Origin of the sequence: Corynebacterium genitalium ATCC 33030 (assembly GCF_000143825.1) — a bacterium.
In the GTDB taxonomy this organism is placed as follows: Bacteria; Actinomycetota; Actinomycetes; order Mycobacteriales; family Mycobacteriaceae; genus Corynebacterium; species Corynebacterium genitalium.
In genome coordinates this window covers 1,169,098-1,185,125 of sequence record NZ_CM000961.1, presented here as the reverse complement: position 1 = coordinate 1,185,125, position 16,028 = coordinate 1,169,098, and the positions used below count along the sequence as shown (strand labels likewise).

Genomic DNA, 16,028 nt, shown 5'->3' with positions numbered 1-16,028 from the left:
CCCCGCACACCCTGCAGTACTTCCCTACCCTGGGGGTATGGCAGAGATTGTTGTGGTCGGTTCCATCAACGCAGACCTGACCGTGGGTGTCGCGCGCCACCCCCATCCGGGCGAGACTCTTCTGGGCACTGGCGGGGGCATCTCCGCTGGCGGCAAGGGCGCGAACCAGGCCGTTGCCGCCGCGCGGCTGGGCAGTTCCGTCGCCATGGTCGGCGCTGTCGGCGACGACACCAACGCCGAGGACGCGACCGCTCTACTGAAAGAAGCGGGGGTAGATCTCAGTGGAGTTATCATCGGCACGGAAGTCACTGGCTTAGCCGTGATCACCGTCGCTGAGGACGGAGAGAACACGATCATCGTGGTGCCGGGGGCGAATGGGGAGATGGGGGCTGGTGCCGTCGAGAAGCAAAAAGCTCTCATCGAGACAGCGGAACTTGTCCTGCTGCAAGGCGAAATCCCTGCTGACGGTTTCAAGCGCTCGGTCGAGCTGAGCCGTGGGCGCGTGGTGATCAATCTAGCGCCGGTCATCGACGTCGACCAAGACGTTCTCCTGCGGGCCGATCCGCTCGTGGTGAACGAGCATGAGGCTGCCGGCGTGCTGGAGATGCTCGGCCACGCCTCCCCAGACGACCCGCAGAAGCAGCTGGACGCGTTGATGCAGGCTGGCTTTGCTTCCGTGGTGATCACGCTCGGCGCAGACGGTGCACTCGTCGCAGCCGACGGCATGAGCGAGAAGATCGACTCTCCGCGTGTGCAGGCGGTGGACACGGTCGGGGCGGGCGACGCGTTCACGGGTGCGCTGTGCCACCAGCTCGTCCACGGCGCAGACATCGTGGACGCCGCGCGCTTCGCCGCGAAGGTCGGCGCATTCTCCGTGACCCGGCACGGAGCCCAAGCCTCCTACCCGCTAGCAGGAGAGCTCTAGCAAGCCCCGGCTAGCGGCAGATGTAGAACAACAGCGCGGGGTCGAGGACGTGCTCTTCGGTGTACTCAAACATGGCATCCAAAGTCTCGAACATGGTGTCCATGCCGGATAGTTTAACCCTGCGAAGCACCCTCGCCGTGCATTGCGTCATAAATCCCACGGAACAGTTCTGCGCCGTGGGCATAGATCGCGTCATGGGCCCAATCGGGGTGCGACCAGACCTTCATGTTCCCAATCTTCGCTGCGTTCTCGCAGGCCATCTCGAAGGGAATGAACATATCTTGCTCGTATAGAGCAACTACTGCCGGGACCTCGTTGACGTAGAGCTGCTCCTCGTTGAACACCCGGGAGAAGTCCGTCTTCTGCGCGAGCTTGTGCACCTCTTCGCGGAACGGGATCAGTGCCGGATCTTCGTCGAAGTGGTGTTTGAAGAAGTAGTTGCCCAGCAGGTAGTACGGCTCGTCCAGGTTCGTCGGGTCTGCGTCAAGCCGAAAGCCCGGCCGTCCGGCCATCGTGCGTTCCGCCGCCCAGTTCGGCGCCTGCCCCGGCCAGCCAAAGAGCGTTTCGTGCAGCACCGCCCACAGCGGGTTGCGTTCCAGCGAGACAAAGTCATTGACCATCGCCAGGAAGTCTTTGCGCAACCGCTTGTCCGCGTGACGACGGTCAAACGGCTCCTCCAACAAAATCGCCAACGAATGAAAACCCTGCTCCTCGCCGAGCGCAACACCTACGAAACGGAAACGGTTCGCGGTGAGCCGCTCACCCGTGGGCAGGAATTCCTCGACGTTGTTCAAATGGTCGCAGATCTCCCGGACGCGCTCTTGCGCATTCGGCACCGTGGCGTAGAAGTCCTCGATGCGCGCGTGGAAAAGGCCGAGTGTGACCTCGTTGTACACCTCGGGCGACCAGCCCAGCTGCGGCAGCGCCCCGGTGAGATACGCGTGGCCGATGCCGCCCGGTGCCCACGAGAGGTAACTTCCAGTGCACAGCGCGCCGAACGAGTTGCCCAGCACGTCCCACTTCGCAAACCCCAGGTGCCGGCGCAAATCCTCCGCGTCAGCGACGACATCGGGACAGCGGAGTTTGGACAAGATGCGTTCGTCGATAAGCTCCGGCGTGCCGCGGTCGATCTTGCCGGAACGACCCGTGCCGCGTTCATCCATGAGGAAGATGCGGTAGTGCTGCAACGCCTCCGGAATCCAGCCCTGCATGAAGCGCGGTGCGGGGTTGCCGGGGCCGCCTTGGAGAAACAACAGTGGCGGAAGGCTCTCTCCGTCCCCGTGCGCGTAGAGCTCGCGCGCGAACAGCTCGAAGGTGCCCAACTCCGGGCGCTCGCGGTCCCACGGGACCTGAAGCGTATGTTCCCGCGTACGCGCGTTCGGGGGGATGATTGTGGAGATCATCAGATAAGTATGCCAGAACCTGGTTGAATCTTGAGCACACCTAAAACCCAGGAAGGCGATACTTCATGTCCAGCACGAGAAGCACACGGCCCTCCGGCAGCCCCCTGCCGAAGCCGATCCGCTCGGTGATGCACCCCGACGCCAGCCGAAAGGCCCGCGACAAAGACAAGTACCCCGACGGGATGCACCCCGGTCTGATCCGCGGCATCAGCGTTGAAGAGCAGCGCTACGAATTCGGAGTGGACAAGGTCGTCTTCGGTGTCGCGGCAGCGCTCATCGTGGGATTCATCGCGTGGGGTGTCTACAGCCCGGAATCGGTTTCGGAGACAGCAGGTGAAGCATTCGCCTGGGGCATGGAGCACGCCGGATGGCTGTTCAACATCGTGATGTTCGTCTGCGTGCTTCTCGTTGCGGTGATTGCGCTCAGCCGCATGGGCCAGATCCGTCTGGGCAAGGACGACGAGGAACCGGAGTTCGGCCGCTTCTCGTGGGTGGCCATGATGTTTGCCGCAGGCATCGGCGTGGGCATCTTCTTCTTCGGCCCGTCTGAACCGCTGCAATTCTTCCTCGATCCACCACCGCTGACAAACGAGGCCGGCACCGAGACCGCCATGCACCAAGCGCTCGCCCAGTCCAACTTTCACTGGGGTTTGAACCCGTGGGCGATCTACTCCCTCGTGGGCGCGGCCATCGCCTATTCCACCTACCGCCGCGGCCGCCCGCTGTTGATGTCCTCACTCTTCGCGCCGCTGATGGGCGAGTCGAACAACGGCACCATCCTCAGCCGCACCATCGACATCATGGCTGTGGCCGCCACCCTGTTCGGAACCGCGGCATCGCTCGGTATCGCCGCCCTGCAAATCGGGGAAGGTCTCGGCATTGTCACCGACCTCGAAGTGGGCAACCCGATCCTGCTGACCATCATCGGGGCCCTCACCTTGGGCTTTGTCATCTCCGCGGTCTCTGGTGTGTCCAAGGGCATCCGCATCCTGTCGAACACCAACATCACGCTGACTTTCGCGTCAATACTCTTCATCTTCCTCACCGGCCCCACCCTGTTGCTGATCAACCTGATCCCCTCGGGCACGCTGTACTACTTCCACGAGTTCTTCAACATGGCGTCGCGCTCGCTGTCCTGGGGCGAAGAGACGCTGGCGTTCCAATCCGAGTGGACTGCGTTCTACTGGGCATGGTGGATCTCCTGGGCGCCGTTCGTCGGCACGTTCCTGGCAAAAATTTCCCGCGGCCGCACCCTGCGCGAATTCATCCTCATGACCGTGGCCGTGCCTACCGGCATCCTCATCCTGGCGTTCAGCATCTTCGGCGGCACTGCGATCTCCTTCTCACGCGAGGGCGTCCCCGGGTTCGACGGCGAGTCCACGCCAGAACAAGTGCTTTTCTCGCTTTTCGACGCGCTTCCGCTATCCAACTTCACCCCCTACCTGCTCATCGCTATCCTGGCCGTCTTCTTCATCACCACCGCAGACTCTGCTTCCGTGGTCATGGGCACCATGTCCTCGAAGGGCGACCCGGAATCCAACAAGATGGTCTCCATCTTCTGGGGCCTGTGCATGATGGGCGTGGCCGTGGTGATGCTGCTGGCCGGCGGCGAGGATGCCCTAAGCGGCCTGCAGTCGCTGACGGTGTTGATTGCCCTGCCCTTCTCGCTGGTGGTGTTGGGCCTGTTGTTCTCCTTCGTCCGCGACCTGACCACTGATCCGCACACCATCCGTGACCGTTACGCGGAGTCCGCGCTGCAGTACGCGGTGTGGCACGGCCTTGAGGATTATGGCGACAACTTCGAGCTGGTAATCAAGGAGTCGCGCTACGGTGACGGTGCAGGCAAGGACTTTGACTCCTCCGATGACAAGTACACCAGCTGGTACGAGCGTTATGACGAAGACGGCAACCGCGTCGGCTACGACTACGAAACCGACACATGGGAAGACGGCTACACCCGCGAGGAAGTCGACGACCGAGTCGACGAGGACGACCCTGATTCCGATGTCGAATCCGAAACGGGCGAACAAACGGCAGACTCCGAACGTTAGACAGGCATGAGCTTGCCTTACCACCGGCTCGCGCGGACACACCGGCTGGGAAAGTACACGCCGTGGCACCCGTTCATCGAGCTGATCCTGCTGACAGCCTTTAGTTTCGCCTTGATGCTCGCGTTCATCCTTGTCGTCGGGTTCGCACTGGTGGCTGTCGATTATCCGCTTCCACTGAGGGGTACCTTCGAAGAACTCGACGAATCCGACCCGGCAATGAAGTTCCTGCTCTACGGCAGCCTGGCTGCCATGATCCCCGCCCCGTTTCTCGCTGCCCGTATCACTGGGCGCCGCCCGCGTGCTCTGTGGTCGGTGGACAACCGATTCCGGTGGGGCTTGTTCGGGCGGGCCGCGCTCGTAGTCGCTACCTTTCACATCGTCACATCGCTCCTGGATGCCGTTTTCGCCTCCACCGGCACCTTCTTGCCCGATTTTGACGAGCGTTCCCTCATCATCCTGCTCATCGTGGCCGCCTACACCCCGTTGCAGTGCGCCGCGGAGGAGATCATCTACCGCGGGGCATTACCGCAGATCGTCGGGGCATGGATCCGCAAACCCTGGTTGGCGTACCTGCTGCCCATTCCCTTCTTCGTGTTAGCCCACGATTACGACCCTGCCGGCCTGTTCTTCGTCGCCATCTTCGCCGTCTTCGCGTCCATCCTGGTCCACCGCACCGGCGGCTTGGAGGTGGCCATCGCCTTCCACGCGGGCAACAACATGTCCGTCGAGTGGTACGCCCTGATGGGAATCGACGCCGACATCACGGAGCGCCCCTCGCTGATCTTCATTTCCGAACTGTCCACGTGGGTCCTGTTCGCCATTCTGCTCATCGTGTTCTGGAATTTCTCGCCGCCAGCCCGCGAACCCGCCCCGGCCCGACCCCAGCCCGGTGTGCACTACCCCGCCGTTGCGCCACCTCCGTACCCGCCGCACCCTGCACTGCAAGGCCACGTTCCGCCGCACCAGATGCCGCAGCCGCAACACCCCCAACAACCGGTTCCGCAGCCCCTGCAGTATCCCCCATCGCGGAATCCTCTACCGGTGCAGTACCAGCAGCCACAGTATCCCCCGCCTGCGCAGTACCCGCCTGTGCCGCCGTACTACAGGTGAAAGCGCTCAAGGACCTCGTAGCGGGGCCCTCCGCCGCGACCTTCCCCGAGGTGGGATTGGACAAGACACAGTTCATCGCAGGTGAATTCCGGGCCGCGGTAGACAGACAATGCGCGGACGATGTCCGGGATGGCGTAAGGGTCGCGGGAGCGTTTCCCGGCCCTGCCGACCGTCATGTGCGGCCGCTGTCTCACATCCATATCCGGCAGGGCGCACTCGGCCATGAGCTCTTTGATCGGGTCGCCCCCGAGCCCCATCCACAATGTCCTCTGCTCAAACGCCCCGGCGCCGGAGACGTGCAACGTCGGCGCGGTATGGAAAGCGCTCACCTGTGCGAGGTGCTCACTAATCTGAGCTCCATCGTTCGGCTGATCGCCGTAGAACGCCAGGGTCACGTGCCAGTTGTCGGGGTCGGTCCAGCGGATCTCCTGCCGGGAGAATTTCCTGATTGGACGCAGCGCCGCAACGAGGTGCTCGCGCGCTTCCTCCGAAGGAAACAGTGCAGCGAAGAGCCGGATCACTATTCCTCGTCGGTCGACAGCGCCGCGACGAACGCTTCTTGCGGCACGGTGACCGAGCCGATGTTCTTCATGCGCTTCTTACCGGCCTTCTGCTTCTCCAGCAGCTTGCGCTTACGGGAGATGTCACCGCCGTAGCACTTGGACAAAACGTCCTTGCGCAGCGCACGGATGTTCTCGCGGGCGATGATCTTCGAGCCGATGGCGGCCTGGACGGGCACCTCGAACTGCTGGCGCGGAATGAGCTCTTTGAGCTTCTTGGTCATCTTGTTGCCGTACCACTGCGCGGAGTCGCGGTGGACAATCGCAGAGAACGCATCCACCGGCTCGCCCTGGAGGAGAATGTCGACCTTCACCAGGTCTGCTTCCTGCTCGCCGGCATCCTCGTAGTTGAGGGAGGCGTAGCCCTTCGTGCGGGACTTGAGCATGTCGAAGAAGTCGAAGATGATCTCACCGAGCGGCATGATGTAGCGCAGCTCCACACGCTCCTCGGAGAGGAACTCCATGTTCTTCATGGTGCCGCGCTTGGACTGGCACAGCTCCATCGTCGTGCCCACGAATTCCTGCGGGACGATGATGGTCATGTTGACAACGGGCTCGTAGACCTCCTGCAACTTGCCGCCGGGCCAGTCGGAGGGGTTGTGCACGAGCTGCTCGGTGCCGTCTTCCGCCACCACGCGGTAGGTCACGCTCGGCGCGGTGGAGATCAGGTCTAGGTCGAATTCGCGCTCGAGGCGGTCGCGGGTGATTTCCATGTGCAGCAGGCCCAGGAATCCGCAGCGGAAACCGAAGCCGAGGGCGACGGAGGTCTCGGGCTCCCAGGTCAAAGAAGCGTCGTTAAGCTGCAGCTTTTCCAGGCTCTCGCGCAACGTGGGGAAGTCTTCCTGGGACACGGGGAACAGCCCCGAGTAGACCATGGGCTTGACGTCTTCGAAGCCCTCGAGCGGCTCGTCGGCACCCTTGTTCGCCCAGGTGACAGTATCGCCCACACGGGTCTCGCGGACGTCTTTCACGCCGGTGATGAGGTAGCCGACCTCGCCCGGGCCGAGCCCCTTTGCCTTTTGCATGGTCGGCGAGACAATGCCGATTTCCAGGATCTCGTGCTGGACCCCGGTGTTCATCATCTTCACCTTTTGGCCGGACTCGAGCTTGCCGTCCATCATGCGGATGTAGGTGACCACACCGCGGTAGGTGTCGTAGACAGAGTCGAAAACCAGCGCGCGGGCGGGCGCGTCGGCGTCGTTAGTTTCACCGTCTTCACTCCGTGAGGACGGTGGCGGAATCAGTTCCACGACCTTATCCAGCAACTCCGGCACACCCATGCCGGTCTTTCCTGAAACGCGCAGCACCTCATCCGGTTCGCAGCCGATGATGTGGGCGATTTCCTCGGCGTACTTTTCCGGGTCAGCGGCCGGCAAGTCGATCTTGTTCAGGACCGGGATGATCTCCAGATCGTTCTCCATGGCCATGTAGAGGTTGGCCAGGGTCTGGGCTTCAATGCCTTGGGCTGCGTCGACAAGCAAAATGGCGCCCTCGCACGCATCGAGCGAACGAGAGACTTCGTAGGAAAAGTCCACGTGGCCCGGGGTATCGATCATCTGCAGGATGACCTGTTCCCCTTCGTGGGGTCCGCTGGTTGGGATCCACGGCAGGCGGACGTTCTGCGCCTTGATGGTGATGCCGCGTTCGCGCTCGATATCCATGTTGTCGAGGTATTGGTCGCGCATATCGCGCGCGTCGACAACATTGGACAGCTGCAGGATGCGGTCCGCCAACGTCGACTTGCCGTGGTCGATGTGCGCGATAATGCAGAAGTTGCGGATCTTGGACGGATCCGTGAACGTCTCCAACGCGAAATTTGTTGCCCTAGCCACGCAGGTCACCTTACCGCAGTGCCGGCAACCACAGACTCAGCGCCTACCCGGCCCGAGAGCTCTGCCACGGACACCATGATTCACCGACGCATAAATGCTTGTTCCGGAATCTGTCGGGCATTAGGCTAGGTGGCTATGAAGTTGTGGCGCCGCGAATCGGCAGATTCCGCGGACGAACGCGGCCTTCTCCGGTGGGTGAAAAACCGGGACAAACGGGATAAAGAGGCCTCGCCGCTGGATCAAGGTCTGGACTTGATCAATGAGCGCCTCGGGTACACCGAGGCGAACCAGCACCGCCGCGCAGCCCGCACCCGTGTCGTGCCCACCGGCGACATTGCCCGCAGCATTTTCTACGCTCCCGACATGGACGGCCAAGCCGAGCCCGGGGAGGTCGTGTGGTTCAACGTGCCCACCACCCCACCGAAGGAGCGCTCCATGCTCGTTGTCGGCCGCGACCGCCACGACGTGCTGGGCCTGCTCATCTCCGCCGACGAGAACCACGCTGACGAAAAAGACTGGATGCCCATCGGTTCCGGCGAGTGGAAACCCTCCGGCGAGCCGTGCTGGGTGCGCATGGATAAGACGCTGTCCATTCCGGAAACAGACCTGCGCCGTCGCGGTGCCCTATTCCCGGCGCGGCGCTTCGAGCGCGTGGCTGAGCACTTGCGCAAGCGCTTCGACTGGGCATAGCTCGTCTTCACCGTTTTGGGTGCGCGGGGGTCGCACTGCTAGGGTGTTCACGTTGTTTGCACCGTTTGCCGTTTCACGTCGGCATGGACCGCGGGCAGGACCTTGGGTTCGCGTGAGGTGCGTACAGAATCGCACAAGATCATCACAAAGCTAAGAGGTATTTTTCATGGCTAACATCAAGCAGCAGAAGAAGCGCGTTCTCACCAACGAGAAGCGCCGCCAGCGCAACAAGGCAGTCCGTTCCGCAGTGCGCACCGAGATCCGCAAGTTCAACGAGACTGTTGAGGCCGGCGACAAGGCAGGCGCTGAAGAGCAGCTGCGTGTTGCTTCCCGCAAGCTGGACAAGGCAGTGTCCAAGGGTGTCTTCCACCGCAACAACGCTGCCAACAAGAAGTCCAACATGGCCCGCGCCCTGAACAAGCTCGGTTAAGCTCCGGCTGCGTTCACCGCTTACCCGCCCTCCGCAACTGCGGTGGGCGGGTTTTTGCTGAAAGTTTGATGAATTCGCGGGGGTTAAAGTGACAGCCCGGGGGCCCCGTCGTATAATCCCCTCATGAATTTTAAACGACGGGGTGCAGCAGCACTCATGGCGGCTGCACTCAGCGTCGCAGCAGGGGTGCCCGCAGCGGGTGCGCAAAGCTCTTCGGACATCCCTAACCTGTCCTCCCAGACGAACCTGAACCAGCTGACGCAGATGTCTTCTGACCTGTTGGATTTCCTGCCCAAGGCGGGTGCCGGGGCCGGCTCGCAGACGATCAAGCGCACCGTCCAGGTGGGGGGAATGCAGCGCCACTACACCGTGGTCGTTCCCCAGGGATATAACCCAGGCCAGGCCTACCCCGTCATCATCGGTTTCGGCGGATGGCAGCACAACGCCGACCAGGCCCGCGGCTATGAGAAGCTCGAGTCTGCGGCCGGGAGCCGCGCCATCATCGTCTACGCCCAGGGCGTCAACAACGCCTGGGGCGGTGCACCGTACGCCAACACCTCGGTGAACACTGACGTCACTTACACCCGCGCGGTGGTCAACGACCTGGCGCGCACCCACAACGTCGACCGTAGCCGTGTTTACGCGGCGGGCTTGTCTAATGGCGGCGGCATGGCGCTCGCTCTGGCGTGCCATGCCCCTGACCTGGTCGACGGCGTGGCCGGTGTCTCCGGCGCGTACTACAACCCGACGGTGACCAACTGCGCCTCAGGCCGTGTGAAAACACTCATCATGCACGCCGACAATGACGACATAGTCTCCTACAACGGCGGAAACCGCCACGGCGGGCAGTACCGCGACGTGCGCAGTGTCTTCTGGGACTTCGGCGGGAAGAACGGCTGCAACATGAACAGCGTGAACAACCGCCGGGTTGGCAACACCACTGTCTTCGACCCGCAGGGGTGCAAGGCGAAGACCCAGGTGCAGAAGGTCAGCGGCGGCGGCCACACCTGGTTCACCAACCCGAGCGCCACCCGCGAGACGGTGAACTTCTTTCTGGGCTAACCCGTTACCCCACGGATGACTAATCCGGAGCCGGCCGCGATGAAGAACGCGCCGGCTCCGATGTCTATGGAGGGACCAGCACCGAGCAACTTACGGCGCACTCGTTTGGTGGACACCACGACGCTGATGAGCAGGAAGATCAGCAGTGCGGGCAGCCATAGTGCCACGATCACCAGCAGCGCCGTGCCAAGCGACGGACTCGGCGGCAGAAGCGGGGCAATGAGTGCTGCGAGAAACAGAACGATTTTCGGGTTGGACAAGTTCGTGGCCAGCCCTGTGAAGAATGCCGCGCGAACTGATCCGAGACGATCTACTGCGTCCTGAAGATCTGCAGGCGGCTGGCCGCGGTCACGCATGCCCTGCCGCACCATCGCCACCCCCATGAACACAATCCAGGCTCCGCCGATAACCTGCAGCAGCACCAGCACGCGCGGAAACGCCGTCAACACCGCCGCCGCGCCAAGCACAGTGAGAGTGATCCACATCAACGCGCCCAGCGAGATACCGAGCGATGCCGCCGCGGCGTGCTTGCGCGACCGAGTGGCCAGCCGCGTGATCAGGACGACATCCGGCCCCGGGGTGATCACCCCGGCGAGATTGAGCAGGAAGAGGACCGCGAAGTCGGCGGGATTCACCCGCCCATCAACTCCACCAAGTCGTCGCGGCCGAACATCCGAGCAGTGTCGATGGCGGAGGGGGCGCCAGCGTGCGGGTCAGCTCCAGCGTCGATAAGCACCTGCACGATCGCGTCCTCCTTCTTGAACACAACGCCTGCGAGCGGAGACTGCCCACGCGCATTTTGCTTATCGACGTCCGCCCCGCACGCAATCAACCCGCGCACCACCTCCAGCTGGCCCGCGTAGGCGGCGAGCATGAGCAAACTATTGCCATCCTGGTTGCTCAAATCCGGGTCAACGCCCTGGTTAACGTAGTCCAGCAGTGTCATGTCGCCGGTACGCGCCATGTTGAACAGGCGGGTGGCGAACTCTTGAACATCGTCTGGGATCTGCTGGTTGTCGGTCACGGTCCGCAGAATAGCACGCACCGTTAGGCGGCGAGCTGGGCGATGCGGCGCACTGCGTCCTCGATGGCGAAGTCCGGGTCACCACCCTGGCCTTTGACCTCCGCGTCGAGTTCCGCGACGATGATGACCGCCCGGCTCACCGCGTCCCCCGACCAGCCGCGGGCAATCTGCATTGTCTTCTTGGCCACATACGGGTTCATGCCGATGGTGCGCGCGACCTGGTCCGGGTTGCCGCGAGTCTGGTAGAGCTTGGCGATGTCGCCCACCTTGTGCGCCAACGCTGCCGCGATCGCTACCGGGCTTATGCCCAATTGCAGCGCGCGCCGTGTGCTCGCCAGTGCACGGTCTGTGCGCCCGGCAACGGCTTGGTCGGCGATATCGAAGCCGGACACCTCGGCCACGCCGGTGTAGTAGGCCCGCACGTCGGCGACTGTGATCTCACTGTTGGTGCCGCTCGCGTCTTTGGTGTCGGCCACCAACTGCGCGATCGCAGAGGCGAGCTCACGTAGATCCGAGCCGACCGATTCGAGCAGCGCCCCGACGACGTCGGGGGTGGGGCGGATGCCGTGGCTGCGGAATTCGTTCATCACCCAGCCCTGGCGGTCGCGCTGATTCAGCGGGTCCGCGGCATGGACTTCCGCCACCTTGCGGAACTTCTGCACGTAGGACTTATTGCGACCCTTTCCGCTGTGCACGATGATCAACGTCATGCCCGGTGCGGGATCCACGGCCGCTTGGAGCAGCAGCTCGGTGGGCTCTTTGCCGGCGAGGTCGGTGTCTTTGATGACTACGACGCGCTCTTCGGCGAACAACGAGGGGCTGGTCGCCTGCAGCAACTCACCCTCGGTGACGTCCCCGGCGCGCAGAGTGGTCACCTCGGCGGCTGGGCTGACCTGGGCGATGATGTTCTGCGTCGCGCGCTCAGCGAGGAAGTCATCCTCGCCGACGACGAAGTGGACCGGGTGGAGCATGACCGTCATTGTATGCCCTCCCGTCCTGTGTAGATGACCGGAATGCCGCTGCGGGTGAACACCGGCCGTGACTGTTGGCCAGCTTCCCGATCAAGCACGACCACCAATGTCGTGCCGGGTGGAACCGGCTCCACGTCCTCTTCTGTGTTCACGACATGTGCCTGTTCTGCGTCAACATCCCCTGGATCGTGCCACCCCGGGGAGTTCGTGGTTCCTCCGGCTACTGCGATGGTGAGAACTACCGCCCCGCACGCCACGGTCAGTCTCGGCCGCCTGGCCCAAAAGCCCGCGATGATCCATCCGTAACACACAACCACCACCAGTGGCGCGGCGCGGGCAGTCGCGCCCGGTAGCCCCGCACCGATCTCAGCCACGGTGCGGATCCACCCCGCCATCGGCGCTACGAACCACAGCACCGGTGCCGCGAGGGCAGAATGAATCTGCGCAAGGATCGCTGCCGCCATGCCCAGCACCGTCACCGCCCCCGTGACGGGGCTGACCACAACGTTGGCTATCACAGACACCACAGAGACCCGCCCCACCATCCCCGCGATGATTGGGGCGGTAGCCAGATCGGCTGCCAACGCTACCGATAGTGCCCGGTTGAGAATGTCCGGCCATCCAAGGGGTGCGAGCATCCGGTAGAACAGCGGTGACACCGCGACGATGCCGGCTGTCGCCGCCACCGATAACGCGAAGGCGAAGTCCACGGCGAGATCCGAGTCGACCAATACCAGGCCGATGACGGACAGGCACAGTGCGTGGATGGGCTCGGCCCGGGTTGAACTAATGACCGCCACAAACCCGACCAGGCCCGACACGGACGCCCGCAGCACGCTCGGCTCCGGTCCGACCAGTCCCGCGTAGACGAGCAGCGCACACCCAGCGGCGACGAGCTGCACGCGCAAACCCGCCCGCATCATCCGTGCCGCCAATAAAGCCGATGTAGCGACGTACATGCAGTTCGCTCCGCTCACCGCGCTCAAGTGGCTCAAGCCCGTGTCGACATACGCTTGCTGCTCTGTGGCGGATTGCAGTGAGACATCTCCGAGAACCATGCCGGGGATGAGGCCTTGGGCATGCTCGCCTACAGCGTTCTCGACAGCGACCGCGAACTTTTCCCGCACGTCCCCCGCCCAGGCGGCGAACCCCGTTGGTGGCCCGAGCACGGCCACGTCCCCGTTGATGACAACCGTCCCCACCCCGGGTCGGCTGCTCTCCCCCACCTGGCCCGACACCTCCACAAGGGATCCAGCAGCAGCGCCATCCGGTACCGTCTCCGTGAACACCGGAATCGCCGCGGGATACCCGTTCACGGACAGCTTCACCAGCCAGCCTCCGCCGGTCACTTCCCGTGGTGTGCCGCTGATGGTCCCGACGACAGTGTGCCCGATCTCATACGCCTGCGCTGCGACAATCCGCGCCCATGTCACCGCCAGCGCGCAGGCGCCTAACCCAGCAGTGAGCATGGCATGCCCCGGTTGTCGAAGCGCGAGAGCTGCCAGTGCGATGGCAACCACGAGAAGCGCTCCAGGCTGGATCCCGAACATAATGGCCACGAGAGTCACGGCCCACACGGTCGCGGCGGCGGGCACAAGACGCAGCTCGGACATTCTCCCCTCCCCCTCTTGCCCGGTTCTCGTTAGAGGGTCACTAGGTCCTTGACCGCGTCGAACTTCGCCGGGCCGATGCCCTTGACATCCATCAACTGCTCCACAGCCGTGAAAGGCCCGTTGGCTTCCCTATGAGCGACGATCGCCGCGGCAGTAGCTTCACCAACCCCGGGCAACTCAGTCAGTTCACCGGCAGAAGCGGAATTCAATGAGATCCCACCGCCTGAATCACTCCCGCTTCCGGCTCCCCCGGGGCCTCCCGCTGGGTCGCCTGCAGGCGGGAGCGGTGGGGATTCCCCGTGGGCAAGGACGTGGATTTGTTGACCGTCGACAAGCAACTGGGCCAGGTTGAGCGTCATCGTGTCCGCCTCGGGGAGCGGGGATGCCTGCTCCAGTGCATCTGCCACGCGTGCGCCGTTGTCGAGCGTGACCAACCCTGGATTCGCCACAGCCCCCACCACCGACACGACGATGGTTTCGGGACTAGCCCCCTCTTCGGTTTCGGACGCTGACCACTGCGGTTCCAAGGATTCTGCTGACGATGGCCCGTCGCGCAGCAAGAACCAGCCGATGACAAGGGCGGCCACGACAGCCACCGCTACCCCGGCCTGCCGGGGCGTGACGGTCAGGCGCGCTTCGGGGTACTCGACGCGCATGACGTCTTCTTCCCCCGTCGGCCGTGTTAGTTCTTTGAGGCGTTCAGCTGCCTTCGTCGTGGTCATGCCGCTCAAGGTATGCGCGTGTCAGTGCTACGTGAAGCCCCCATCGCTTTTCCTGTGGATAACCGTGATGACACGTCACCGAACCGCTGACGTTATCCACAAAGCCCAAGAACTCCACAGCTCTGAGGGCCCCTGAGCGCTAATCGACGGCAGGTGTGGCAAACAGGACCGTCAACCCGATCGCACCCTCACCTGTGTGCGCGGTGATCACATCGGTCATCGGGTACACCCCTACCGTGGAGCCTTCCGGAAGAGCCTCCTCGAGCGCATCGCGCAGCGCGTCGACCGCCTCCTTGTCACCGCTGTACTGGACTGCAGCCCAGACAGCCATGTCGTCAGCGCGCTGCGCCACATGACCGACGAGTTTGCTGAACGCCTTCGACTGCGTGCGCGTCTTCATAGCCAGCTCCAGCTTGCCGTCGTTCAGCCGCAGAATCGGCTTCGTGGCCAGCAGTGCCGCAGACAGGACAGCTGTGGTGGCGGAAATGCGGCCGGAGCGACGGATCTCGTCGAGCTGCGGCAGGTAAAGCCACGTCTCGGTCAAGGCGAGAGTCCCTTCGGCGGCGGCCACGCATCCGTCAAGGTCCGCGCCCGCACGGGCAAAGGCCGCGGCGATGACAGCGGCCGTCCCCACGCCCATGCCGGCCGAATTAGTGTCCACCACGCGTACGAGGTCGCCGAAGACAGCTGAGGCACTCACCGCCGCCGACCATGTCGAGGACAGACGCTTCGACAAATGCAACGCGACAATCCCGTCGTCCCCGCCACGTTCCAGCTGGCGGGCATACGCGGCAGCGAGCTCCAGGGAACTCAGCCCGGACGTGGTGTCTTCCTTGTCCTCATCGTCATTCATGACGTGCAGGTCAAGAACCGTAATATCCAGCTCGTCTGCCATGTCCTGCGGGATACCAGACGCGCTGTCAGTGACCACCCGGATAGCCATTAGCGCGCCAACCCTTGATTCCAGGCCTCCAGGTACCACTGCACGTCATCAGGGTTGACGGGAGAAACGAATCCGTCGGCAGTCTCGGCGCCCTCGAAGCGGGGCCGGGCCATCAACTGGGAGGTGTTGGTGTTGTTCAACCCTTTGAGCAGGGGGTACTGGGGGACGTCGAGGCCGAGCAGGTTGGACGTCAGCGCCGAGATCGTGCCGCCGTGGGCAACAAAAAGAACTGTGTTGCCGTCCCAGTCCTGGAAGGTGTTCATCAGATCGTCGATAAGCGGGCGCGCACGCGCCGCAACGTCGAGACGCGACTCGCCGCCCGGCGGAGCCCAGCCTGGATTGTGGCGCCATGACGCGCGGGCACCTGCGAACTCCGCGTCGACGTCGTGGTGCGTCATCCCCTGCCACGACCCCAAGTGCGTCTCACGCAGGCGCGGATCCAGCTCCACGTCAATGCCGAGCTGCTCCGCGATGATCTCCGCGGTGTCGCGGGCGCGAATCAGATCAGACGAGACGATTTTGACCACCGGGTGCTCATGGTCTTTGACCCACGCCGCGGCCGCACGCGCCTGCTCAACGCCGTTCTCCGACAGCGGCGTGTCCAGCTGCCCCTGCATGCGCCCGCCGGCGTTATACGTGGTCTGGCCGTGGCGCAGCATGATCAGGCGTCGGGTGGGGGTCATGGCAGGGTT

Annotated in this window: 16 protein-coding genes; 6 read left to right on the top strand and 10 right to left on the bottom strand. The window is 63.4% G+C overall.

Annotated elements, in window-relative coordinates; all coding sequences use genetic code 11:
* Positions 1 to 37 precede the first annotated feature (37 nt).
* A complete protein-coding gene (locus HMPREF0291_RS05605; protein ID WP_005289255.1) occupies positions 38 to 925 on the top strand; it encodes a ribokinase in 888 nt (295 codons plus the stop codon).
* A gap of 113 nt (positions 926 to 1,038) precedes the next feature.
* On the opposite strand, the gene HMPREF0291_RS05600 is transcribed toward HMPREF0291_RS05605, so the two are convergent.
* Positions 1,039 to 2,328, bottom strand: a complete 1,290-nt coding sequence (locus HMPREF0291_RS05600) for an alpha/beta fold hydrolase (protein WP_005289253.1) — start codon at positions 2,326 to 2,328, stop codon at positions 1,039 to 1,041.
* 128 nt (positions 2,329 to 2,456) lie between these two features.
* Here HMPREF0291_RS05600 and HMPREF0291_RS05595 point away from each other — a divergent pair, with 128 nt between their 5' ends.
* The gene (locus HMPREF0291_RS05595) at positions 2,457 to 4,379 is read left to right on the top strand and encodes a BCCT family transporter (RefSeq protein ID WP_156774894.1); all 1,923 of its coding nucleotides are present in this window, start codon (positions 2,457 to 2,459) and stop codon (positions 4,377 to 4,379) included.
* A gap of 6 nt (positions 4,380 to 4,385) precedes the next feature.
* Complete coding sequence (locus HMPREF0291_RS11290; RefSeq protein WP_005289247.1) at positions 4,386 to 5,489, top strand: CPBP family intramembrane glutamic endopeptidase; 1,104 nt, start codon at positions 4,386 to 4,388, stop codon at positions 5,487 to 5,489.
* Here HMPREF0291_RS11290 and thpR read toward each other — a convergent pair.
* Both thpR and lepA read right to left on the bottom strand, forming a co-directional pair.
* Positions 5,480 to 6,010: an RNA 2',3'-cyclic phosphodiesterase gene (gene thpR / locus HMPREF0291_RS05585; RefSeq protein WP_005289244.1), complete on the bottom strand. Its 531-nt coding sequence runs from the start codon at positions 6,008 to 6,010 to the stop codon at positions 5,480 to 5,482. The two genes, HMPREF0291_RS11290 and thpR, sit on opposite strands and share 10 nt — an antisense overlap.
* Complete coding sequence (lepA, locus tag HMPREF0291_RS05580) at positions 6,010 to 7,881, bottom strand: translation elongation factor 4 (RefSeq protein WP_005289240.1); 1,872 nt, start codon at positions 7,879 to 7,881, stop codon at positions 6,010 to 6,012. The genes thpR and lepA overlap by 1 nt, the downstream gene beginning before the upstream one ends.
* Positions 7,882 to 8,016: 135 nt before the next feature.
* Here lepA and HMPREF0291_RS11965 point away from each other — a divergent pair, with 135 nt between their 5' ends.
* The 3 genes from HMPREF0291_RS11965 (at position 8,017) to HMPREF0291_RS05565 (ending at position 10,063) form a co-directional block, all read left to right on the top strand.
* Complete coding sequence (locus HMPREF0291_RS11965) at positions 8,017 to 8,571, top strand: type II toxin-antitoxin system PemK/MazF family toxin (protein ID WP_005289238.1); 555 nt, start codon at positions 8,017 to 8,019, stop codon at positions 8,569 to 8,571.
* A 166-nt stretch (positions 8,572 to 8,737) separates the two neighbouring features.
* Positions 8,738 to 9,001: a 30S ribosomal protein S20 gene (gene rpsT / locus HMPREF0291_RS05570; protein ID WP_005289234.1), complete on the top strand. Its 264-nt coding sequence runs from the start codon at positions 8,738 to 8,740 to the stop codon at positions 8,999 to 9,001.
* A 123-nt stretch (positions 9,002 to 9,124) separates the two neighbouring features.
* The gene (locus HMPREF0291_RS05565; protein WP_040423554.1) at positions 9,125 to 10,063 is read left to right on the top strand and encodes a CE1 family esterase; all 939 of its coding nucleotides are present in this window, start codon (positions 9,125 to 9,127) and stop codon (positions 10,061 to 10,063) included.
* Here HMPREF0291_RS05565 and HMPREF0291_RS05560 read toward each other — a convergent pair.
* The 7 genes from HMPREF0291_RS05560 to HMPREF0291_RS05530 all read right to left on the bottom strand — a co-directional run bounded on the left by HMPREF0291_RS05560 (position 10,060) and on the right by HMPREF0291_RS05530 (position 16,019).
* Positions 10,060 to 10,698 carry a LysE family translocator gene (locus HMPREF0291_RS05560; protein WP_005289229.1) on the bottom strand — a complete coding sequence of 213 codons (639 nt, stop codon included), beginning with the start codon at positions 10,696 to 10,698 and terminating at the stop codon, positions 10,060 to 10,062. The two genes, HMPREF0291_RS05565 and HMPREF0291_RS05560, sit on opposite strands and share 4 nt — an antisense overlap.
* Complete coding sequence (locus HMPREF0291_RS05555; RefSeq protein ID WP_050748870.1) at positions 10,695 to 11,027, bottom strand: ankyrin repeat domain-containing protein; 333 nt, start codon at positions 11,025 to 11,027, stop codon at positions 10,695 to 10,697. Before HMPREF0291_RS05555 ends, HMPREF0291_RS05560 begins: the two co-directional genes overlap by 4 nt.
* A gap of 83 nt (positions 11,028 to 11,110) precedes the next feature.
* Positions 11,111 to 12,067 carry a DNA polymerase III subunit delta gene (gene holA, locus HMPREF0291_RS05550; protein WP_005289224.1) on the bottom strand — a complete coding sequence of 319 codons (957 nt, stop codon included), beginning with the start codon at positions 12,065 to 12,067 and terminating at the stop codon, positions 11,111 to 11,113.
* Complete coding sequence (locus HMPREF0291_RS05545) at positions 12,064 to 13,671, bottom strand: ComEC/Rec2 family competence protein (RefSeq protein WP_005289221.1); 1,608 nt, start codon at positions 13,669 to 13,671, stop codon at positions 12,064 to 12,066. The genes holA and HMPREF0291_RS05545 overlap by 4 nt, the downstream gene beginning before the upstream one ends.
* A 29-nt stretch (positions 13,672 to 13,700) precedes the next feature.
* Positions 13,701 to 14,393 carry a ComEA family DNA-binding protein gene (locus HMPREF0291_RS05540; protein ID WP_005289218.1) on the bottom strand — a complete coding sequence of 231 codons (693 nt, stop codon included), beginning with the start codon at positions 14,391 to 14,393 and terminating at the stop codon, positions 13,701 to 13,703.
* Positions 14,394 to 14,532: 139 nt separating this feature from the next.
* Positions 14,533 to 15,336 (bottom strand): DegV family protein, encoded by an 804-nt coding sequence (locus HMPREF0291_RS05535; RefSeq protein WP_005289214.1) that lies wholly within the window; start codon positions 15,334 to 15,336, stop codon positions 14,533 to 14,535.
* A complete protein-coding gene (locus HMPREF0291_RS05530; RefSeq protein ID WP_005289212.1) occupies positions 15,336 to 16,019 on the bottom strand; it encodes a histidine phosphatase family protein in 684 nt (227 codons plus the stop codon). The genes HMPREF0291_RS05535 and HMPREF0291_RS05530 overlap by 1 nt, the downstream gene beginning before the upstream one ends.
* Positions 16,020 to 16,028: the final 9 nt, after the last annotated feature.

Bases quoted from the DNA above. Each gene is read 5' to 3' on its own strand.
- HMPREF0291_RS05605 (WP_005289255.1), top strand. From the start codon at position 38: ATGGCAGAGATTGTTGTGGTCGGTTCCATCAACGCAGACCTGACCGTG.
- HMPREF0291_RS05600 (WP_005289253.1), bottom strand. From the start codon at position 2,328: ATGATCTCCACAATCATCCCCCCGAACGCGCGTACGCGGGAACATACG.
- HMPREF0291_RS05595 (WP_156774894.1), top strand. From the start codon at position 2,457: ATGCACCCCGACGCCAGCCGAAAGGCCCGCGACAAAGACAAGTACCCC.
- HMPREF0291_RS11290 (WP_005289247.1), top strand. From the start codon at position 4,386: ATGAGCTTGCCTTACCACCGGCTCGCGCGGACACACCGGCTGGGAAAG.
- HMPREF0291_RS11965 (WP_005289238.1), top strand. From the start codon at position 8,017: ATGAAGTTGTGGCGCCGCGAATCGGCAGATTCCGCGGACGAACGCGGC.
- rpsT (WP_005289234.1), top strand. From the start codon at position 8,738: ATGGCTAACATCAAGCAGCAGAAGAAGCGCGTTCTCACCAACGAGAAG.
- HMPREF0291_RS05565 (WP_040423554.1), top strand. From the start codon at position 9,125: ATGAATTTTAAACGACGGGGTGCAGCAGCACTCATGGCGGCTGCACTC.
- HMPREF0291_RS05555 (WP_050748870.1), bottom strand. From the start codon at position 11,027: ATGGCGCGTACCGGCGACATGACACTGCTGGACTACGTTAACCAGGGC.
- holA (WP_005289224.1), bottom strand. From the start codon at position 12,067: ATGACGGTCATGCTCCACCCGGTCCACTTCGTCGTCGGCGAGGATGAC.
- HMPREF0291_RS05545 (WP_005289221.1), bottom strand. From the start codon at position 13,671: ATGTCCGAGCTGCGTCTTGTGCCCGCCGCCGCGACCGTGTGGGCCGTG.
- HMPREF0291_RS05540 (WP_005289218.1), bottom strand. From the start codon at position 14,393: ATGACCACGACGAAGGCAGCTGAACGCCTCAAAGAACTAACACGGCCG.
- HMPREF0291_RS05535 (WP_005289214.1), bottom strand. From the start codon at position 15,336: ATGGCTATCCGGGTGGTCACTGACAGCGCGTCTGGTATCCCGCAGGAC.
- HMPREF0291_RS05530 (WP_005289212.1), bottom strand. From the start codon at position 16,019: ATGACCCCCACCCGACGCCTGATCATGCTGCGCCACGGCCAGACCACG.